Origin of the sequence: Cryptosporangium phraense, assembly GCF_006912135.1 — a bacterium.
GTDB lineage: Bacteria > Actinomycetota > Actinomycetes > Mycobacteriales > Cryptosporangiaceae > Cryptosporangium > Cryptosporangium phraense.
This window is the reverse complement of the sequence record NZ_VIRS01000002.1, coordinates 244,473-263,283: the sequence shown is the minus strand read 5'-3', so window position 1 is coordinate 263,283 and position 18,811 is coordinate 244,473. Positions and strand designations below refer to the sequence as shown.

General features: G+C 72.4%; 15 protein-coding genes. 4 read left to right on the top strand and 11 right to left on the bottom strand.

Going from position 1 to position 18,811, the window contains the following annotated elements; genetic code table 11:
• Positions 1-115 precede the first annotated feature (115 nt).
• The 3 genes from FL583_RS03515 to FL583_RS03505 form a co-directional block, all read right to left on the bottom strand.
• A complete protein-coding gene (locus FL583_RS03515) occupies positions 116-1,708 on the bottom strand; it encodes a DUF2142 domain-containing protein (RefSeq protein WP_142702987.1) in 1,593 nt (530 codons plus the stop codon).
• Between the two features lie 115 nt (positions 1,709-1,823).
• Positions 1,824-3,287 carry an adenosylhomocysteinase gene (gene ahcY, locus FL583_RS03510; RefSeq protein WP_142702986.1) on the bottom strand — a complete coding sequence of 488 codons (1,464 nt, stop codon included), beginning with the start codon at positions 3,285-3,287 and terminating at the stop codon, positions 1,824-1,826.
• Positions 3,287-3,790 carry a MerR family transcriptional regulator gene (locus tag FL583_RS03505; protein ID WP_142702985.1) on the bottom strand — a complete coding sequence of 168 codons (504 nt, stop codon included), beginning with the start codon at positions 3,788-3,790 and terminating at the stop codon, positions 3,287-3,289. Before FL583_RS03505 ends, ahcY begins: the two co-directional genes overlap by 1 nt.
• 184 nt (positions 3,791-3,974) lie before the next feature.
• On the opposite strand from FL583_RS03505, the gene FL583_RS03500 reads away from it, so the two are divergent.
• The gene (locus tag FL583_RS03500; RefSeq protein WP_142702984.1) at positions 3,975-8,321 is read left to right on the top strand and encodes a hypothetical protein; all 4,347 of its coding nucleotides are present in this window, start codon (positions 3,975-3,977) and stop codon (positions 8,319-8,321) included.
• Between the two features lie 351 nt (positions 8,322-8,672).
• Here FL583_RS03500 and manA read toward each other — a convergent pair whose 3' ends face one another.
• The 6 genes from manA to FL583_RS03470 are packed head-to-tail and all read right to left on the bottom strand — an operon-like array spanning position 8,673 to position 13,877.
• On the bottom strand, positions 8,673-9,836 hold the full coding sequence (gene manA, locus FL583_RS03495; RefSeq protein ID WP_142702983.1) for a mannose-6-phosphate isomerase, class I: 1,164 nt from the start codon (positions 9,834-9,836) through the stop codon (positions 8,673-8,675).
• A complete protein-coding gene (locus tag FL583_RS03490) occupies positions 9,820-10,779 on the bottom strand; it encodes a cation diffusion facilitator family transporter (protein WP_142702982.1) in 960 nt (319 codons plus the stop codon). The genes manA and FL583_RS03490 overlap by 17 nt, the downstream gene beginning before the upstream one ends.
• Positions 10,776-11,915, bottom strand: a complete 1,140-nt coding sequence (locus FL583_RS03485) for an SIS domain-containing protein (protein ID WP_205751810.1) — start codon at positions 11,913-11,915, stop codon at positions 10,776-10,778. The genes FL583_RS03490 and FL583_RS03485 overlap by 4 nt, the downstream gene beginning before the upstream one ends.
• A complete protein-coding gene (locus FL583_RS03480; RefSeq protein ID WP_170323462.1) occupies positions 11,912-12,094 on the bottom strand; it encodes a Trm112 family protein in 183 nt (60 codons plus the stop codon). Before FL583_RS03480 ends, FL583_RS03485 begins: the two co-directional genes overlap by 4 nt.
• Complete coding sequence (locus tag FL583_RS03475; RefSeq protein WP_142702980.1) at positions 12,091-13,473, bottom strand: phosphomannomutase/phosphoglucomutase; 1,383 nt, start codon at positions 13,471-13,473, stop codon at positions 12,091-12,093. Before FL583_RS03475 ends, FL583_RS03480 begins: the two co-directional genes overlap by 4 nt.
• Before the next feature lie 53 nt (positions 13,474-13,526).
• Complete coding sequence (locus tag FL583_RS03470) at positions 13,527-13,877, bottom strand: DUF3499 domain-containing protein (RefSeq protein ID WP_142702979.1); 351 nt, start codon at positions 13,875-13,877, stop codon at positions 13,527-13,529.
• Positions 13,878-13,968: 91 nt separating this feature from the next.
• On the opposite strand from FL583_RS03470, the gene FL583_RS03465 reads away from it, so the two are divergent.
• Together FL583_RS03465 and FL583_RS03460 are read left to right on the top strand one after the other, a co-directional pair.
• The gene (locus tag FL583_RS03465) at positions 13,969-14,433 is read left to right on the top strand and encodes a metallopeptidase family protein (protein WP_142702978.1); all 465 of its coding nucleotides are present in this window, start codon (positions 13,969-13,971) and stop codon (positions 14,431-14,433) included.
• A gap of 103 nt (positions 14,434-14,536) precedes the next feature.
• A complete protein-coding gene (locus FL583_RS03460) occupies positions 14,537-16,258 on the top strand; it encodes a hypothetical protein (RefSeq protein ID WP_142702977.1) in 1,722 nt (573 codons plus the stop codon).
• Here FL583_RS03460 and FL583_RS03455 read toward each other — a convergent pair.
• Entirely contained in the window at positions 16,255-16,677 is a 423-nt protein-coding gene (locus tag FL583_RS03455; protein ID WP_142702976.1) for a MarR family winged helix-turn-helix transcriptional regulator, read from the bottom strand. The two genes, FL583_RS03460 and FL583_RS03455, sit on opposite strands and share 4 nt — an antisense overlap.
• A 65-nt stretch (positions 16,678-16,742) precedes the next feature.
• Between FL583_RS03455 and FL583_RS03450 the strand changes: the two genes are divergently transcribed.
• Positions 16,743-18,299, top strand: coding sequence for an FUSC family protein (locus FL583_RS03450; RefSeq protein WP_142702975.1), 1,557 nt, complete (start codon positions 16,743-16,745; stop codon positions 18,297-18,299).
• Positions 18,300-18,316: 17 nt separating this feature from the next.
• Here FL583_RS03450 and FL583_RS03445 read toward each other — a convergent pair whose 3' ends face one another.
• Positions 18,317-18,574 carry a WhiB family transcriptional regulator gene (locus FL583_RS03445; protein WP_142702974.1) on the bottom strand — a complete coding sequence of 86 codons (258 nt, stop codon included), beginning with the start codon at positions 18,572-18,574 and terminating at the stop codon, positions 18,317-18,319.
• Positions 18,575-18,811 lie beyond the last annotated feature (237 nt).

Below are 18,811 nucleotides of genomic sequence, written 5' to 3'. Positions count from 1 at the left end.
CATCCTCTCCGGCGAAGAACCCCTGCCCCGCCTCGTCTCGGACACACTAGTGGTCCGGTGCGACAGCCTCGCGCGCGGCGCGGCCTGTCGGTGCGGCGGGGCGGCTCTGAACCGGTTACGAGCGCGCCGTAGGCACGGTGGGCACCGTCGTCAGCGAGGACGCGTCCGACTCGACGGTGATCTCCTCGACCGCGGCGCGCGGCGTCCGCGTCAAGACGACCAGAGCGACGAGGAGGACGCCGCCGACGGCGGCGATCAACAGCGGGAGCTCCGGCCCGACCGCGGGCTGCCAGGAGCCGCGCAGCGCGCTGAGCGACTTCGTGCCCTGACCGACCTGGAAGCGGGTCATGACGACGGCGAGAGCCCAGACGTGCATCACGCCGGCGCCCGCCGCACAGATCATGACGAACCGTCGCGTGGCGACCTCACCCAGGCGCTGCTCCCAGCGGCGCAGACACCCGGCGAACAGCAGCACGCCGACGCCGAACGGCAGCACGTACCGGCTCTGCTGGCCCCAGCCGATGTGCGGGTAGTACAGCACCTCGAACCCGACCAGGAAAACGACGCTGGTGACGAACACGCCGAGGATCAGCGTCACCTGGCGCTTGGTGGCGAACAGCAGCGTCGGCACGATGATCAGGAACGCGAGCGCGTACCAGGCCACGATCAGGCTGTTCGGCGCCTGCACCTCGCCGTAGCTGAACCGCCCGATGATCTGGGCGGTCCACTGGGTCAGCCGGTCGCCGAGGATGTAGCTGATCCGGGCGACGACCGAGAGGTCCGGCGGGGTCGGTTCGGCCTCCGGGTTGTTGAGCACGCCGGAGACGAGCGTCCAGATGACGCCGTAGACGCCGGCGATCGCCACCCCGATGCCCACCGGCCGGAAGTCCCGGCGGCCGAGCAGCTCCTTCGTCCGGCCGGGGCGGGCCGCGGCCATGCAGGCGAGCACGGTGAGCCCGAGCAGCAGCGGGCCGAGCGTCCGGATCGAGACCAGGGTCGCGGCGCCGATCCCGGCCGCGATCAGCAACTGACCGGTGTAGCGGTCGCTGAGCTCACCGGCCCGGGCCCGGACCAGCGTCAGCAGGGCGGTCCAGGTCAGCACGCCGGCGGCGAGCTCCAGGCCGCTCGGGTTGATCGAGCCGGCCAGGTTCAGCATGTTCGGGGTGGCCGCGACGATCAGCGCGGCCAGCAACAGCGGGCTGCGACGGCGGACCGCGATCGTGACCGACGCCGCGAGCATCGCGGACACCAGCGCGCCGGAGATCAGCCGGCCGAGGACGATGCCGGCCATGTTCGGGCTGATCACCATCGGGAGGCCGACCGGCACGTAGTACAGCGGGTTGTACCGGCCCGCCGCGGTGGCCATCTCGGTCCGGCTCGGGTCGTCCGGCGGCCGCTGCAGGCAGGACGCCGGGAGCTCCCAGCGCTGCGCGCAGTCGGCGTTCACCGGCAGCAGGCTGCGCGGGACGCTGTACCAGGCCCCGCCGCCCCGGGCGGCCGCGACCGGCGCCGAGTACAGCTGCCCGCTGGCCGCGCCGTAGGCCCGGATGATGTGCTCGTCCTCGTCGTTCGTGCCGTTGGCCGGGAGCGCGAGCGCCCAACCGGCACTGACCAGGAAGAAAGCGGAGAAAGCCAACAGGAAGACGAGTCGGGAGCGGACCGGCCGGACGAGCCGGGGCGACCAGTTGTCTACGGATCCGAGCGACACAGAACCTCCTGGCGCTTCCGCGCCCGGTTACCCGTCGTCGGGACACCTCTTCTGAGATGCCCCGACGACGTTTTGAATGCTCATACCCCGGTACGGGGCACGTCATGCACCCGGTTCAGTACCGGTAGTGCTCCGGCTTGTACGGGCCCTCGACCGGGACGCCGATGTAGTCGGCCTGCTCCTTGTTCAGCTCGGTGAGCTTCACGCCGAGGGCGGCCAGGTGCAACCGGGCCACCTTCTCGTCCAGGTGCTTCGGGAGGACGTACACCTGCTTGTCGTACTCCGACGTCTTGGTGAACAGCTCGATCTGGGCGATCGTCTGGTTCGAGAAGCTGTTCGACATCACGAAGCTCGGGTGACCGGTCGCGTTGCCGAGGTTCAGCAGGCGCCCCTCGGACAGGACGATGATCGAGTGGCCGTCCTCGAAGACCCACTCGTCGACCTGCGGCTTGATGTTGTTCTTGACGACGCCCGGGGTCTTGGCCAGGCCGGCCATATCGATCTCGTTGTCGAAGTGGCCGATGTTGCCGACGATCGCCTGGTGCTTCATCTTGGCCATGTCGTCCGCCATGATGATGTCCTTGTTGCCGGTCGTCGTGACGAAGATGTCGGCGATGCCGACGACCTCGTCGAGCGTGGTGACCTGGTAGCCGTCCATCGCCGCCTGCAGCGCGCAGATCGGGTCGATCTCGGTGACGATGACCCGGGCGCCCTGGCCGCGGAGCGACTCGGCGCAGCCCTTGCCCACGTCGCCGTAGCCGAAGACGACCGCGACCTTGCCGCCGATCAGCACGTCGGTGGCCCGGTTGATGCCGTCGATCAGCGAGTGGCGGCAGCCGTACTTGTTGTCGAACTTGCTCTTGGTGACCGAGTCGTTGACGTTGATCGCCGGGAAGAGCAGCGTGCCGGCCTTGGCGAACTCGTACAGGCGGTGGACGCCGGTCGTGGTCTCCTCGGTGACGCCCTTGATGTCCTTGGCGACGTTCGTCCAGCGCTGCGGGTCTTCGGCCAGCGTGCGGTTGAGCAGCGTCAGGATGACGCCGAACTCCTCGCTCTCAGCGGTGGCCGGGTCGGGCGCGGAGCCGACCTTCTCGAACTCGACGCCCTTGTGCACGAGCAGCGTCACGTCGCCGCCGTCGTCCAGGATCATGTTCGGGCCCTGGCCGCCGGGCCAGGTGAGGATCTGCTCGGTGCACCACCAGTACTCCTCGAGCGTCTCGCCCTTCCAGGCGAAGACCGGGACGCCCTGCGGGTTCTCCGGGGTGCCGTTCGGGCCCACCGCGATGGCGGCGGCGGCGTGGTCCTGCGTCGAGAAGATGTTGCAGGAGGCCCAGCGCACCTCGGCGCCGAGCGCGACCAGCGTCTCGATGAGGACGGCGGTCTGGATCGTCATGTGCAGCGATCCGGTGACGCGCGCGCCGCGCAGCGGCTGCTCCGCTGCGAATTCCTTACGGATCGACATCAGGCCGGGCATCTCGTGCTCGGCGAGCTGGATCTCCTTGCGGCCGAACGCGGCCAGGGAGAGGTCGGCGACCTTGAACGGGAGCGTTCCCGCCGGGGCGTCGGTGACGGCTGTCATCAGTTCTCCTCGTGGTTCCGGTGCGCTCCAGGGCGCCTTTCGACGTCCTGGAGATCGACGACCGGGTACGTCCCAGTGTCGTCCGGTATGTCGACTATCGGGTAGGCCCCTGTAGGGGCGTCAACCGGGGCCGGGCGTGAGCGTTGGGCGACCGGGATCTCGGCCAGCAACTTCTGGTGCTTGTCGTATTCCCAGCGCAACCAGTCGTCAGCGGGGATGTCCGCCGGGGGAGCCGGCCGGGCCTCGAACCACTCGTCCAACGCCGCCCGCAGTTCCTCGTCGCGGCGCAGCCGCAGCGCGAAGCCGACGTCGGTGAGCCCGATGTCGAAGCTCTGCAGCAGCTCGCGCAGCGTCCGGAGACGTTGGAGCTCGGCCGGTCCGTACAGGCGGTACCCGCCGGCCGACCGCGGCGCGGCCACCAGCCCGACCTGTTCGATGTAGCGGAGCATCCGCGGTGACCACCCGGTGGTCTCCGCCGCCTCCTGGATCGTGAGCGTACTCATGGCCTTTTGAGGTTAGCAGTGTTCTGTGAAGGTTTCCGAATCGGCCGCAAAACGCAACCGAAGCGACGCGACAGACGTCAATAGACCGTCGGATGAGTCTGTTTCATGACAACGGCGGGGAACGTCCTCGGGCATCTGGCCCAAGGGTGAGAGACTCGAGGGGCGACCGGAGGCGAGGAACTGCATGTCCACGATCAGCGACGCCCTTCCGTATGGCTTACGGGACGACGCGTCGGTGCTCGCGGCCCTGCGCCAGGGTGACTCCCCCGCTGCGCCCGGTACCCGGGCCAGCTGGGCCGGCGGCTTCCGCCGCCACTCCAACGATGAGACCGACGGTATCTCGCGCGCCGGACTCGATGCCCTCTTCGACCGCTACCACCGTTGGCTGTTCGGTCTTTTCATGCGGACGCTCCGCGACGGCTCGCAGGCCACTTACGCGTTGGGGCAGACGCTCGGCAGCGTCGCGTCGGCCCGGCTGACCAGGCCGGAGCAACTGCGCACGGCGGTCGCCAGGGCCGCCTACGAGAGCGGGCTGCGAGCCGGCGGGCGAGCCCGCCGAGACTCCTCCACCGCGATTCTGGTCGGGATCATGGACTCCGGCAGCGATGGTGAGCTCCGGCGCCTGGTGTGGCGAGCGATGGAGTCGCTGAGCCACCGCGAGCGCCTGCTGTTCGAGCTCGAGTGGCACGACCTGCTGGCCGAGCGCGACCTACTCACCGTGATCGGTGGGCGTCATCCGCTCACGGTGCTGAATCGTTCGAGGGACCGCATCCGGGCGACGCTGACCACCGCGGTGGCGGTCTGGTACGGGTCGGAGAGGTGCACCGACCTGCGTCGTCTCGTCCGGCATGCGGGCGCCGCGGAGGGCCGTCCGGGCGCGATGCGCGGGGTGATCGAGAGGCATTTGTACGGGTCGCGGTCGGAGCCGCCGTGTGAGGTCTGCCGGGACAATCAGGACACGTATGCGCTGACCGTGCTCGGCGAGGCGTTGCCGGTTTTCGGGGTGCCTTCGGGGTTGCGGGCCGAGGTGGTGGAGGTTGCTCTCGAGTACCGGCGGGGGTTGCGGCCGGGGTATGGGGCGGTGGCTCGGGTGGGGTCGGTGTCTCTGGCCGCGGGGGCCGATGCCGCCGGAGCCGGATCCGTGGCTGCCTTGGGAAGCGAGATAGGCGTCGGGGGAATCGGGGCGGCCGGATCCGAGTCGGCCGCCGGGACGGCTGCAGGCGCCGACTCGGGTGCCGCCGCGCGGGCGGGTGCCGTTGCGCAGGCGGGTGATGCCGCGCAGGCCGGTGGTGCCGCGCAGGCGGGTGCCGTTGTGCAGGCGGATGGCGCCGCTTCGTCGGATGGCGGTCACGCGGATGCCGCCGATCGGGCGGATGCCGCAGGTCCGATCGTGGCCGCCGACGATGCTGCCGCTCCGGCGCGCGCGGCGGAGATCGCCGCTGCCGCGCTGGCCGCCGCCGCGGCCTATGCCGCAGACACCGCGGCCGCCGCCCGGCTGGCTGCCGCGGAGGCCGCGGCAGCGCGAGCAGCTGCAGCCGAGGCCGCAGCGAAACGGGCAAAGGTGGCCCGTGGCGGCCGGCGTCGCCCGGCAGGCGCGAGCATCACAGACGAGTTCGCCACGACCCAGCCGCGGATCCCAGCAGAAGAGCCGGCCGCCCCCACAGACTTCGCGACGACGCAGCCCCGCGCTTCCGCCGCAGAACCGGCCGCGGGCGCAAACGCTGCCAAGACACAGCCGCGCATCCCCGCGAGCGATCCGGCTGCGGAAGCAGACCTCGCCACCACACAACCGAGCGTCTCCGCAGGCGAGCTGATCGCGGACGCAGATTCGAGACCGGCCTCCGCCGCGGACCGTGCACCCACAGCCGGCGGCCCGCCCGTCGCCGAAGATGCGCCGCCCGCGCCAGACGACGGCAAGACCGGACCCACACCGGCACCGATCAGCAGCCTCGCCGCAGCCTTGATGAACGGCCGCACCGGCGCCACAGCCGACGACCTCGGCCTGGTCAGCAGCACGCCGAACACCAGCGCCGCCACCCAGGCAGCCGAAATGAGCTCGGTAGCGGGAACCGACGCACCAACCGAAACGAGCGAGGTAGCCAGCCTCGGCGCCGACGCCAATGGCGCGAACGCGGGCGCCACCGCGACGGGCGCCACCGCGACGGGCGCCACCGCGACGGGCGTCAAAGCGCCGGGCGGCGCAGCGGCGAGCAGTGCAGCGGCGAGCGGTGCAGCGGTAGGCGACTCCGAGGCAGACAGCTCGATCGCCAGCGAACGCAACATCGGCGAGGCTGGATCTGCGCTCGACACCGCTGGCGCAGTCGGTACGGCCGGGGCCGACCCAGGCCCGGCCGCACCAGCCTTCAGCACCCCTGACGCGGGTGCCCTCGCCGGGAGCAACCCCGACGCGGCCGGATCAGCCATCGGCACCCCCGACCCGGTCGGCGCCGCCGACGCTTCCGCAGGCAGCGGCGCCAGGCGTTCTGCGGGCAGCGCCGCCAGTGTTTCCGCAGGCAGCGGCGCTAGTAGTTCCGCGGGCAGCGGCAGGGCCACAAGCGCGCCTGGCACGGGTGGAAGCGCTACGCACGACCCCGACGCAGGCAAGGTGGCCGGAAGCGACCCCGCCGCGGCCGGATCGACGCTCGCCGGGCCCAGCGCGGCCACGAGCAGCGCCGGTGGCTCGGCAGAAAGCGGCGCGGGCGGCCCGGGAATGGGCATGGTCAGCGGCGCTGGCATAGGCGCAGCAGCCGGGAACGAGCCCGGCGCGGCCGGGTCGACACTCGACGGTCCTGGCACAGCCGGATCGACACTCGGCGAGCCCGGCGCGGCCGGATCGACACTCGGCGAGCCCGGCGCGGCCGGATCGACACTCGGCGGGCCCAGCGCGGCCGCGAGCGGCGCCGGAGGTTCGGCCGGCACCGGTAGCGGCGCGGGCGGCGCTGGGATCGGCGGCGTCGGCAGCGGGCCGAACACGGGAGCTAGCGCGCCCGGCATGGGCGGAAACGCTGCCGGCGGGCCCGGCGCGAATGGGATGGTCGGGGGCGATCTCGGCGCGGCCGGGGTGGCGCTCGGTGGGCCCGGCGTCGGCGGAGGCAGCGCTGCTGGGCACGCGGCCGGCGGCTCGAGTGGTTCGGGGATCGGCGGCTCCGCCGGCGAGCCCGGCGCGGGCGGAATGGCAGGGGGCGACCCCGGCGCGGTCGGCACAGCGCTCGGTGGGTCCGGCGTGGGCGGAGGCAGCGCTGGCGGGCACGCGGCCGGCGGCCCGAGTGGTCCAGGGATCGGCGGCTCCGCCGGCGAGCCCGGCGCGGGTGGGGTGGTCGGGAGTGACCCCGGTGCGATGGGATCGGCGCTGGGTGGGCTTGGGGGCGGCGGACATGCTGCCGGTGGGTCCGGCTCGGGCGTGAGCGGTGGGGCCGGCATCGCTGGGGGTGGCCCCGGGATAGGTGGCGGCTCGGTCGCGAGCTTGCCTGGGATCAGTGGTAGCTCTGCGAGTGGGTCCGGCGGGGGCGGGGTCAGCGGGCCTGGCATCGACGGCTCGGCCGGTAGTGCGCCCGGTGCGGCCGGTGGCGCAACCGGTGCGCCTGGGATGGGTGGCTCCGCGGTCGGCACGTCTGGTGCAAGCGGATCCTCCGTCGGCGCATCCGGTGCGGGCGGCTCTGCGGCCAGCGCGTCCGGTGCGGGCGGCTCTGCGGCCAGCGCGCCGCAGGGCGTCGGCTTCGCGCTGGGCGTCGGCTCTGCGGACGGTGCTGCGGGCGGGGCAGCGGCTGGTCATGGCGCTCGGGGTGCGCAGGGCTCTGGCGGTGAGTCTGCTGAGTCGGGCGGCTCCTTGGCTTCCGAGGGCTTGGGTGACGGGGCGGAGGAGATCACGGCTTCGCACGGGGTGCTTTCATTTGGCACTCCGGGTCCCGAGCGGGCTCATGCGGACTTCTCCAACGGGGCGCGGTCGGGGTCTCCCTGGGGGGCTCCCGAGGAACTGCCGCCGGTGCGGACGTTCGCTTCGGTTGTGCCTGCGGCGCCTTCTCGGCGGCGGCGTCTTGCCGCCTACGCTTCCGCGGCCGCTGCTGCTTTGATCTTCGGGTTCGGCGCGGTTTGGGTGATCGAGAACCAAGCCGCTGAGGACCACACCGACGTGCTGGCCGCCGTGAGTCCGTCTACCAGCGACGGGACCACCGTGGGCGGGCCTTCTCGGAAAGCTACCGCTCCGGGTAGCAACACCGGGGGGAACGACCAGGGCAACTATGCGGTCGACCTGGACGGGAACAACGAGCCGGCTCCTATGCCTCGGCCTACTACTCCGTCGGCGTCGCCCAAGCCCTCGGCGTCTAGCCCTAGTCCTTCGGCGTCCAAGCCCTCGTCGGCTCCGCCGAGCAGTGACTCTCCCGAGCCGACCGAGTCTCCGGACGATCCGACCGACGTTCCTACCGACAAGCCGACTACGCCGCAGGACGATCCGACTCCGCCGACGCAGGAACCGCCGCCGTCACCGACGGTCCCTCGGTCCAGCCCGGCGACGATCCTGATCCCGGCCTAACACCCTCCAGGCCGCCACCGCGCCATCCGGCCACGCCACCGCGCCACCCGGCCACGCCCACCGCGCCACCCGGCCACGCCATCTCCGCCCCGGGCGCCCGACCACTGGCCGCCACCGTGGCCCGGCCCGTGCTCCGGCCCGGCCCGTGCTCCGGCCCCGACCCAGGCCCGGCTCAGGCCCAGGCCCGGCCCAGGCCCGGCCCAGGCCCGGCCCAGGCCCGGCCCGGGCGCCGGCCCCGGCACTCCCGCCCGTCCCGAACTCCCAGCCAGCCAGAACCAAGCCCACCGAAACCCCGGCCGCCGAGCCCCCCGGCCGACCCACCACCCCGGCCACCCCAAAAAAGAAAAACCCCTACAACCCCGTCGTCGCCTGAAAAACGGTCCCGGTCCCGGTCAGCCTCACCGTCGGGTGGCCAGCCGACACATACCCCGCCTGCCCCCCACCCAACGAAACGACCTCTCCCCCGTCCGAGACCTCAACCGCCCCCTCGAGCACGAAAACGATCCGCGGCCCGGACCCGCTCAACTCCGCCTCCCCGCCCGCCTCCGAGAGCACGACCTGCGTCAGCGAGAACTCCGGCACCGGCGGGCTCCACGTCCGCACCCCCGGCGACGGCGACGAGAACGGGAACGGTTCCGCCGCAGACGCCTCGAACCGCACCACCCGCAACAACTCCGGCACGTCGATGTGCTTCGGCGTCAACCCTCCGCGCAGGACGTTGTCCGAGCACGCCATGATCTCGACGCCCACCCCGTGCAGATACGCGTGCAGCACCCCGGCCGGCAGGAAAACAGCCTCCCCCGGCACCAGCGACAACTGGTTCAGCAGCAGCGCCAGCACGACGCCGATGTCCCCCGGGTACTGCGCCGCCAGCGACACCGCCAACGAGTAGTCGTCCCCCGACGCCGACCCGCACGCGGCCGCGAACGAGTCGGCCACCTGCGAAGCGTCCGCAAGAGAAAAGAGGCCGGCCACGAACGCACGCAGGTCGCCGTCGGCCCGGAGGGAATCGACGAGCGCGCGCAGCGCGGGAATGTCCTGCACCACCGGGGCGAGCACCTCGACCGACCGGGCCACCGGCCGGAACCCGCACAACGCGGAGAACGGGGTCACCGCGCAGATCAGTTCCGGCTTGTGGTGCGGGTCGACGTAGCTGCGGCGGGGGTCACCGACCGGAACACCGGACTCCTCGGCCAGGGCAAACCCGGCCCGGGCCTGCTCCTCCGACGGATGCGCCTGCAGAGACAGGGGCGTCTCCGCGGCCAGCAGCTTCATCAGGAACGGCAGCCGCGCGCCGAGCGCGTCGGCCACCTCCGACCCCAGCTCACCGGCCGGGTCAGCCGCGACGACCTCGTCCAGCGGGCCCCGGAAAACCCGGGACGGCGCGGACGGGTGACCGCCCATCCACAGCTCGGCCTCCGGCTCCGGACTCGGAACCGGCCGACCCTGCACCCCGGCGATCGCCGACGTCGAACCCCAGGCGTAGTTCCGGACGGGGTTAGTGAGCAGCTCCATGATCCTCCGACAGAGCCTTCGCCTTGCTCGCGTGGTAGATGTCGGGTTCCAGGTAGATCACCCGGGCGATCGGCACCGCTTCGCGGATGCGCGACTCGGCCGCGTCGATCGCGTCGGCGACCTTGGCCGCGGTGTCGTCGTGGTGCACCGCGATCTTGGCCGCGACCAGGAGTTCTTCCGGCCCGAGGTAGAGCGTCTTCATGTGGATGATGCCCTCGACCGTGTCCCGGTCGGACCGGATCGCGGTCTCGATCCGCTGCAAATCCTCCGGATTCGCTCCCTCGCCGAGCAGCAGGCTCTGCGTCTCCATCGCCAGGAAGACGGCGACGACGACGAGCAGCAGGCCGATCGCGAGCGTGCCGATGCCGTCCCACACGCCGTTGTCGGTGAAGAGCGTGAGCACGACGCCGAACAGCGCGAACACCAGACCGAGCAGGGCCGCCGTGTCTTCCAGCAGCACCACCGGCAGCTCGGGCGCCTTGGCCCGGCGGATGAACCGGATCAGCGAGGCCGACCCGCGTGTCTTGTTCGTCTCGCGCATCGCGGTCATGAATGAGTAGCCCTCGAGGCAGATCGCGATCACCAGGACGGTGACCGGGACCCACTGCCAGGACTCGATCGCCTCCGGGTGCCTGATCTTGTGGTAGCCCTCGTACAGCGCGAACAACCCGCCGACGCTGAACAGCACGATCGAGACGATGAACGCGTAGATGTAGCGCTCGCGGCCGTACCCGAACGGGTGCTCGGGCGTCGCCGGCTTCTTGGCCCGACGTCCGCCGATGAGCAGCAGCAGCTGGTTGCCGGAGTCGGCCACCGAGTGGATCGACTCGGCCAGCATCGACGACGAGCCGGTGAGCAGCCAGGCCACCAGCTTCGTCAGGGCGATGCCGAGGTTCGCGGTGAGCGCCGCGATGATCGCCCTGGTACCGCCTTCAGCGCTCACGCGTTCGTCCGTTCCTTCAGCTCGGAGACGGCGCGGACCGCGATCGGGTCGAGGCCGTGCAGCAGGGCCAGGTAGACCGACGCGAAGTCGGGCACGGCGATCAGCGATGCGAGCCGCTCGAGCTCGGAACCGCCCTCGGCGGTCAGCACGCTGACGCCGATCCCGCGCTCGCGGGCCAGGTCTTCGATCGCGTTCGCGCGGGCCGCGTCCACCTCGGACTCGCTGTCGTCGCGCAGCAGCACCAACCGCAGCTTGGTCGAGCCGGCCGAGTCGACCCGGTCGGCGAAGAAGTCGTCGGCGTCGTCGGCGAGCGAGCCGAACACGCCGTCGATCAGACCGACCCGGCCCCGACCGGCCTCGATCAGGTTGCCGGCGATGGCGGGGTACCTGGCGTTGGCGGCGAGCTGGTCGGCGAACCGGTTCGCGGCCACGGTGGCCAGCGCCGACGTGCCCCACACGACCGGGATCGTGTTCGCGAGCTCGATCGCCAGCGACTTGCCTTCGTTGACGAACGACTCGGCGGTCGGGCGGCAGCGGTCGGCGTCGTTGTCGAGCCGGGTCGCGGTCTCGGCGAAGTCGGCCTCGGCGACCTGGCACATCCCGAGCGCGCGCCCGGCCAGCAGCACCGGCGCGGCCAGCGACCAGAACGCCACCCGGGCCGGGCGTCGCCTGGGCACCGGCACGAACAGCGCGCGAGCGCGCTCGGCCATCGACTGCAGCTCGCTGTCGGGTGCACCGATTGCGACCAGGCGCGCTCCGCGGTGCATGGCCGCCTCGGCGGCGGCCAGCGCCTCCGGGCTTCGTCCGGACGCCGAGACGGCGATGACGACGTCGGCCGCGCCGACCCAGCCCGGGACGCCCCGGCTGCGGTGCAGGATCACGGGGACGGGGCAGCGCGGACCGGCGACGGCGTTGAGCACGTCTCCGGTGCGGGCCGCGGTGCCGACGCCGGCCACCACCAGCGCGCGCGGCCGGATCTCCTCGGAGAGGACGTGCAGACCGGCCTCGGCGGCCAGCGACACGGCCTCACGCAGCTGCGGGCCCGCGCCGGCCGCGGCCCGGAGCATCTCGGCCGGGTCGGCGTCGGAGAGGACGTCGGTGTCGTCGAGGCGGGTCTCGTCGATCTGAGCGGTCACTGCGATTCCCCCCGGTGACGAGCCTCGTCCAGCAGCAGCACCGGGATGCCGTCCCGGATCGGATACGACCGGTCGCAGACCGTGCAGGCCAGCTCGCCCGCCTCCTCGTCCAGGCGCAGCGGTGCGTGGTCGTCGCTGGGGCAGGCCAGGATCTCGAGAAGTGCCGAATCGACGGTCACGATGCCTCCGGGGTAGAGCGGACCAGTGCCAACACCTGGTCGCGGATCTCGGCCATGCGTTCTTCGGTGGCCGCTTCGACGTTCAAGCGGAGCAGGGGCTCGGTGTTGGACGCCCGTAGGTTGAACCAGGAGCCGTCGCCGAGACTCAGCGTCGTGCCGTCGAGTTCATCGAGCTCGGCCTCCGGGAAAGCCGCCACGACCTGCGCGACGGCGGCTCCCTGGTCGTCCACAACGGAGTTGATCTCGCCCGACGCGACGTACCGCTCGTAGTCGGCTCCGAGCGACGACAGTGGCTGGTCGCTCTCGCCCAGCGCGGCCAGGACGTGCATCGCGGCCAGCATGCCGGTGTCGGCGCGCCAGAAATCGCGGAAGTAGTAGTGCGCCGAGTGCTCGCCGCCGAACACCGCGCCGGTCTCGGCCATCTGGGCCTTGATGAACGAGTGCCCCACCCGGGTGCGCACCGGGTTGCCGCCGTGCTCGCGGACGATCTCCGGCACCGCGCGTGACGTGATCAGGTTGTGGATGATCGTCGCGCCCGGGTTCTTGGCCAGTTCGCGCACGGCCACCAGCGCGGTGATCGCGCTCGGGCTGACCGGTGCGCCTCGCTCGTCCACCACGAAGCAGCGGTCGGCGTCGCCGTCGAACGCGAGGCCGATGTCGGCCTTGTGCTCGACGACCGCCTTCTGCAGGTCGACGAGGTTGGCCGGGTCGAGCGGGTTGGCCTCGTGGTTCGGGAAGTCGCCGTCGAGCTCGAAGTAGAGCGGGACGATCTCGAGCGGCAGCCCTTCGCCCAGCACCACCGGCACCGTGTAGCCACCCATGCCGTTGCCGGCGTCGACGACGACCTTCAACGGCCGGATACCGCGCAGATCGACGAGCGAGCGCAGGTAGTGCGCGTACTCGCTCAGCAGATCGACCGAGGAGATGTCACCGGTGGTCTCCGCTGCGGGCGCGCCCGCAGCGAGAATGCGCTCGGCCGACTCCCGGATCGCGGCCAACCCGGTCGCCTGCCCGATCGGCGACGCCCCGGCCCGGCACATCTTGATCCCGTTGTATTTGGCCGGATTGTGGCTCGCGGTGAACATCGCACCCGGCAGGTTCAGGTGCCCGGACGCGAAGTAGAGCAGGTCGGTGGAGCCGAGACCGGCCTCGACGACCGAGACGCCCTGGCTCATCGCCCCCTCGGCGAACGCCCGGGACAGCGGCACCGAGCTCTCGCGCATGTCGTAGGCGGTGACCAGCCGGGAACCGCCCTCGTCCGCGATCAGCCCGGCGAACGCGGCCCCCAATGCCCGGGCCACGTCCTCACTGAACGGATCCGGCACCACGCCCCGGACGTCGTATGCCTTGACCAGGCCGGACAGGTCATGGGAAGACACGGCGCCCGCTCCTTCGATGTGATGCGTTGGAGAGGAGCCTAGCCGGGGCCTGCTCAGCGCGGATTGGGTAGGGCGCGCAGATGACCCCGCCGCCCGGCCGGGGGCGAACCCTCGCTCGGGTTGGGCGCGGCCGGGCGTGCCGCCTCGCGCACCGCGTCGGCCAGCGCGGCCAGGTCGTCGCTGCTCGGCGGGGGTGCGGCCCAGTCGCCCTCGGCCCGGACGAGGTCCCAGCCCTTGGGGGCGGTGAGCCGCTCGGCGTGACCGTCGCACAGGTCGTAGGTGTGCGGTTCGTGCGAGACGGCGAGCGGACCGATCACCGCGGTGGACTCCGCGTAGACGTAGGTCAACGTCGCCACCGCAGGCTGAGAGCAGCCATTCTTCGAGCAGCGCCGTTGAGACCTCACGGCGGAACGGTATCGGGCGGCGGGCTCCTGCGCCAACGGTCGGGGCCGGTGTCGAGGGTGTGTCGCGCTACGAACGCATTATTCTGCTGCCATGGCCACCCCCGCCGAGCACCGGCGCCGACCCGGTACGTCCCGCCGTGATCGGCGCGGGCGAGGCATGCGCGGTCGCCTGGTGCCGGCCACCGTCCCGCTCTCCCGCAGCCGGGCGCAGATCTTCGACGACCTGGTGCTGGACGCGGTCGAGCACCTGGAGCCCCGGTGGGCCACCCAGTTGCGTGACGTCGAGTTCGCGGTGGAGGACGTGCCGCCGGAGCTGCCGTCGTACGACTCCGACGTGCTCGAGGACGGCAACGTGCCGCTCGCCCGGTTGCTGCCGGGGCGCGACGGCGGCCGGGGACGCAGCACTCCCCCGCGGATCGTCGTGTACCGGCGTCCGCTCGAGGCCCGGGCCTACGACCGCGACGATCTCGCCGATCTGGTGCACGACGTCGTCGTCGAGCAGGTCGCGAACCTGCTCGGCCTCGACCCGGACGACGTGGACCCGCCCGGCCACTGACCCCGAACAGGGGTCTTGCGGCGATCTCGCCCACACCCCGGTCCCGCGGGTTTCATCATGTAACTCGCTGGGGGACCGCTTTTCGAAGTACCGGGGGTCAGGCATGGCTTCGGCGCCGTATCACGGGCGGCACGAGGTGGCACGGCGGACGGTCGCGTCCCGTCGTCGTCCGCGCCGCTGGCCGATGGTGGCGCTGATCGTCGCGTCGGGCGCGCTGGCCTACCTGGGTGCGCGGCTGGCCGGGCCGTTCGCGTCGCCGGCTCCGGACCGGTTCGAGTCGGCGCTGATCGCCGACGGCTACTCGGCCACCCCGAACGCGGTCGCGTCGATCCAGGTCGCGGCCTGGACCGCGGTGCGCGGGACGTCCGGCGTCGTGGCCGCGCGCGAGCTGATGGTGCTGACCTCGGTCGTGACCGTGCTGCTGACCGCGGCGCTGGTCCGCCGGTTCGGGCTGAGCGTCCCGGCGACCGTGCTGGCCGCGGTGGTGACGGCCGCGCTGCCCTGGGCGCTCGACGCCCACCGGCTGGTCGCGCCGGTGAACCTGGCCGTGCCCTGGCTGCTCGGGGCGGCGCTGTTCGCCAGCCCGAACGCCCGCCGCCGGGTGGCCGCCGCGCCCGCGCTGCTCTGCCTGGTGATCGCCGCGCTGACCGCGCCGCTGGTCGTCCCGTTCGCGGTGACCGCGGTCGCGGTGCTGCTGGCCGGCCGGGACATCGGCATCGGCTGGCCCCGGGCGGCCCGGGTGGTCGCGGTCGCGCTGCTCGCGGTCTTCGCGGTGGCGACGCTGGTCGCGTCGCTCGGGCGCCAGCCCGCGGGCGAGATCGAGCCGACCGCCGTGGACCTGGTCGCGGTGGCCGCGGTCGCGGTCGGCGCCGGGTTCGGCACGGTGGCGCGCTGGCTCCGGCCGTTCTCGCTGGTCGTGTTCCTGAGCGTCGTCGCCGCCGTGCTCTCGGCTCCGAACCGGACCCCGCTGCTGCTGATCGCGCTGCCCGCCGCGGCCGTCGTCCTCGGGGCCGCGTTCGACGCCGCCGCCGAGGCGGTCGGCGTCCTCCGGCGCGGGTTCCGGACCGCGGCCGCGGCCACGGTGCTGGTCCTCGTCGGTGGATCGCTGATGCTCGCGGTGCCGTCCGCCCAGGCGCGCACGCCGGACGGTCCGGCCGAGGCGGTCGCCTGGGCCCGCGGCCAGGCCGGTTCGGCGTTGCTGCTGGTCGACGACCCGGTCTGGATCGCCGCCCGCGACGGCCTTCCGGATCCGGCGCGCGTCCTGCGCTACCGGGACGCCGACCGGGTCGGTGGTGCGACGACCGCGCTGCTGCTCGGGTCGCCTCCGGCGCCCGGCTCGCCCCCGGCCGCCGAGGCCGCCTGGCGCCGGTCGGTGCCGCTCGCCCGCTTCGACCGGACCGAGGTCCGGCTCCTCGTGACGTCGGTCCCCGCCTACGAGCACGCTTTCGCGGACGACCTCCAGAGCCGACGTGCGGCCGCGCGCGCGTTGCTGGCGTCACGCGCGATCGTCGCCCCGGCCGGTCTGGCGAACGGCGACGTCGACGGGCGCCTGCTGACCGTGCTGACGTACCTGGCCGGCGGGCACCGCTTCACGCTGGCCGAGCTGCCGTCGGTGCCCGGCGAGATCGGCCCGTACAGCGTGCGCCGGTACGCGCGGATCACCGCGTTCGACGGCGACCGGGTCGCGGCCGGCACACCGGGAGCCGGAGCGCTGCGTCAGTGGGTGCAGGCGCAGTTGCCGCCGTTCCGCCCCGAGGTCACAGCCGACGCGGACGGGATGACGCTGGGGTATCCGGCGCCGAGCCCGCTCGGGCTGCTGTCTTAGCGGGCGATCCGCTCCATCAGCTGGGCGGCGATCTCCAGGAGGCCCAGCTCGGCGTCGGTGAGGTCGTCGAGGGCGGCTTCGAGCCAGGCGTCGCGGTGGGCCATGTCGGCGCGGAGCGCCTCCCGGCCTTCGACGGTGAGGTGCAGCACCCAGGCCCGGCGGTCGGTCTCGCTTCGGACGCGGAGGACGAGACCGTCGGCCTCGAGGTCGGCGAAGACGCGGGTGAGGGACTGGGGTTGCTGGTGCTCGGCGGCGGCGATCGCGCCCGGGGTGGTGGGGCCGTTGCGGTACAGGGAAGCGAGCACGGCGATCTTGTTGCCGCTGAGGGCGGAGGGTGGGCGTTCGACTCGCAGGCGCCGGGCCAGGCGGGTGACGCCCCGCCGGATCGTGACGATCTGGTCCTGGGTCGGGTTGGCCATTTTCGTACGCTATCACTTAGCGAAATTGCTGCTGGTCGCATAAAGCTCGCCTAAACTCCTAAGGGATGCGTATCAAGTCTGCGGTCGTGTTGCTCGGCGGAGCGCTGGGGGCGTTCGCGTCGGCGTTGCCGATCGATGCGGCGGTCGGGACGCACGGGGCGTTGCCGGTGCTCGCGGTCGTGCTCGCGCTGTCGTTCGGCCGGGCCGAGCGGGGTGCGGATCTTCGGCGGCGGCTCGTGGGGATCGCCGCGGTTCCGGTCGTGGCGGTGGTGGCCGGGGCGGTCGGGGCCCTGCTCCGGGTGGTGCCGGTGGTGGGAGCGGCGCTGTTCGTGGGAGGGCTGGCCGGGGCGGTCTGGCTCCGGCGGTACGGCCCGCGCGGTGCCCTGGCCGGCCGGCTGCTGACGCTCCCCCTGGTAGCGATGATCGTCGTCCCGGTGCCATTGGCCGTCCCGCCCGGACGACCGCTCTGGCCGACCGCCCTGGCCGCCGCCGCGGTCGCCCTCCTGGCCGCCGCCTGGGCCACGGCCACGTCGCTGGCCGCCGACCGGCTGGCCGAGCGGCGCCGCCGCCCGCCGGCCCCAGCGACCGCCGTCGGCGCGAGCCTGGCCACCGGCCCCATCGCGGGCCCGGCCACCGGCCCCACCGGCGGGGCGGGGCCCGCGCGCGGGCGTCGGAGCGAGATGCGGCCGATCCCGTCGACCCGGATGGCGATCCAGTTGGCGGTCGCGCTGGTCGGGGCCTTCGTGCTGGGGCGCGTGCTCACGCCCGGACACGGCACCTGGGCCGTGCTGACGGCGTTCCTCGTCAGCAGCGGCAACCGCGGCCGGGGTGACGTCGTCTGGAAAGGCATCCTGCGCCTCGGCGGCGCAGCCGGCGGCACCATCCTCGCCACGCTCCTGAGCCAGGCCTTCTCCCCCGGCGACCCGCTCGCGATCGCCGCGATCTTCGCGCTGCTCGGCGTCGCCGCCTGGCTCCGCGACTACAGCTACGCCTACTGGGCCGCCGGCGTCACCGGCGCCCTGGCGATCCTCTACGCCTACTACGGCGAATCCGGTCCGGAGGTGCTGGCCGCCCGGCTGATCGGCATCCTCGCCGGCGCGCTGCTGGCGATCGGAGCGGCCTGGTTCGTCCTCCCGGTCCGGACGTCCGCCGTCGCCCGCCGCCGCACCGCCGACGCACTGGCCGCCCTCGGCGAGACCATGGCCGCCCTCCGTAGCGACCCCAGAACTCCCCACGCCAACTGGGAAGAGGCGCTGGACGGCCTGAACGCCCTGGCCCCACCGCTCAGAGCCCTGCGGACCCTCCGACCCACCCCGCTGGCCGACGCGATCGACGCCCTGAACGCCTGCCGGGAACCGGTGCGCACGCTCGTCGACGCGGCCGGAGACGTGTACGACCGAGCACCGCTCCGGCGGGAGGTCGGAGCGGTGCGGTCGTCGATCGGTGGTGTCCGGCGCACTCTCGCCGGACGTCCGGACCCGGACGCGGCCCCCACACCCCCTGGTGGCCCGTCACACCCGGTCGAGACTCTCGAACTCGGCGCCGCGCTCGCAGCGCTCGGCGCACACCTCGGAACGATCAGAGCCGTCTGGAGCCAGGGCTCCCTACGACGCGCACTCTGACGGAAGAGGCGAAGCGGTCAGACGACCCGCTTCTTCAGCTTGCGTCGCTCGCGCTCCGACAGACCGCCCCAGATGCCGAAGCGTTCGTCGTGCGCCAACGCGTATTCCAAGCACTCCGCCTTGACCTCGCACCCGGTGCAGATGCGCTTGGCCTCGCGGGTCGAACCGCCCTTCTCCGGAAAGAACGCTTCCGGATCCGTCTGCGCGCAGAGCGCGCGGTCCTGCCACTCCGGTGCCTCACCGACCTCAAGACCGGTGATCACTTCTGCGGCCACTTCCGTGCCTCCTCCACTCGTACGCCGGCCGCGCGGCTGGCGCGTCGAACCCCCTGTGGAAGGCGATATGAGCTATCCCCAATGGGAATTACACGCGTGTAATGCCGGTCGCGTCAAGAGACAAATTGACCTGATATGCGTATTTTTATCACGTGTCAGGCTGGGTGAGCGAACCCACCCCGGCAAAAAGGGTCGAAGTATCGCCGAGCGGGAACACCCGTTACCGCAATTTGCAGG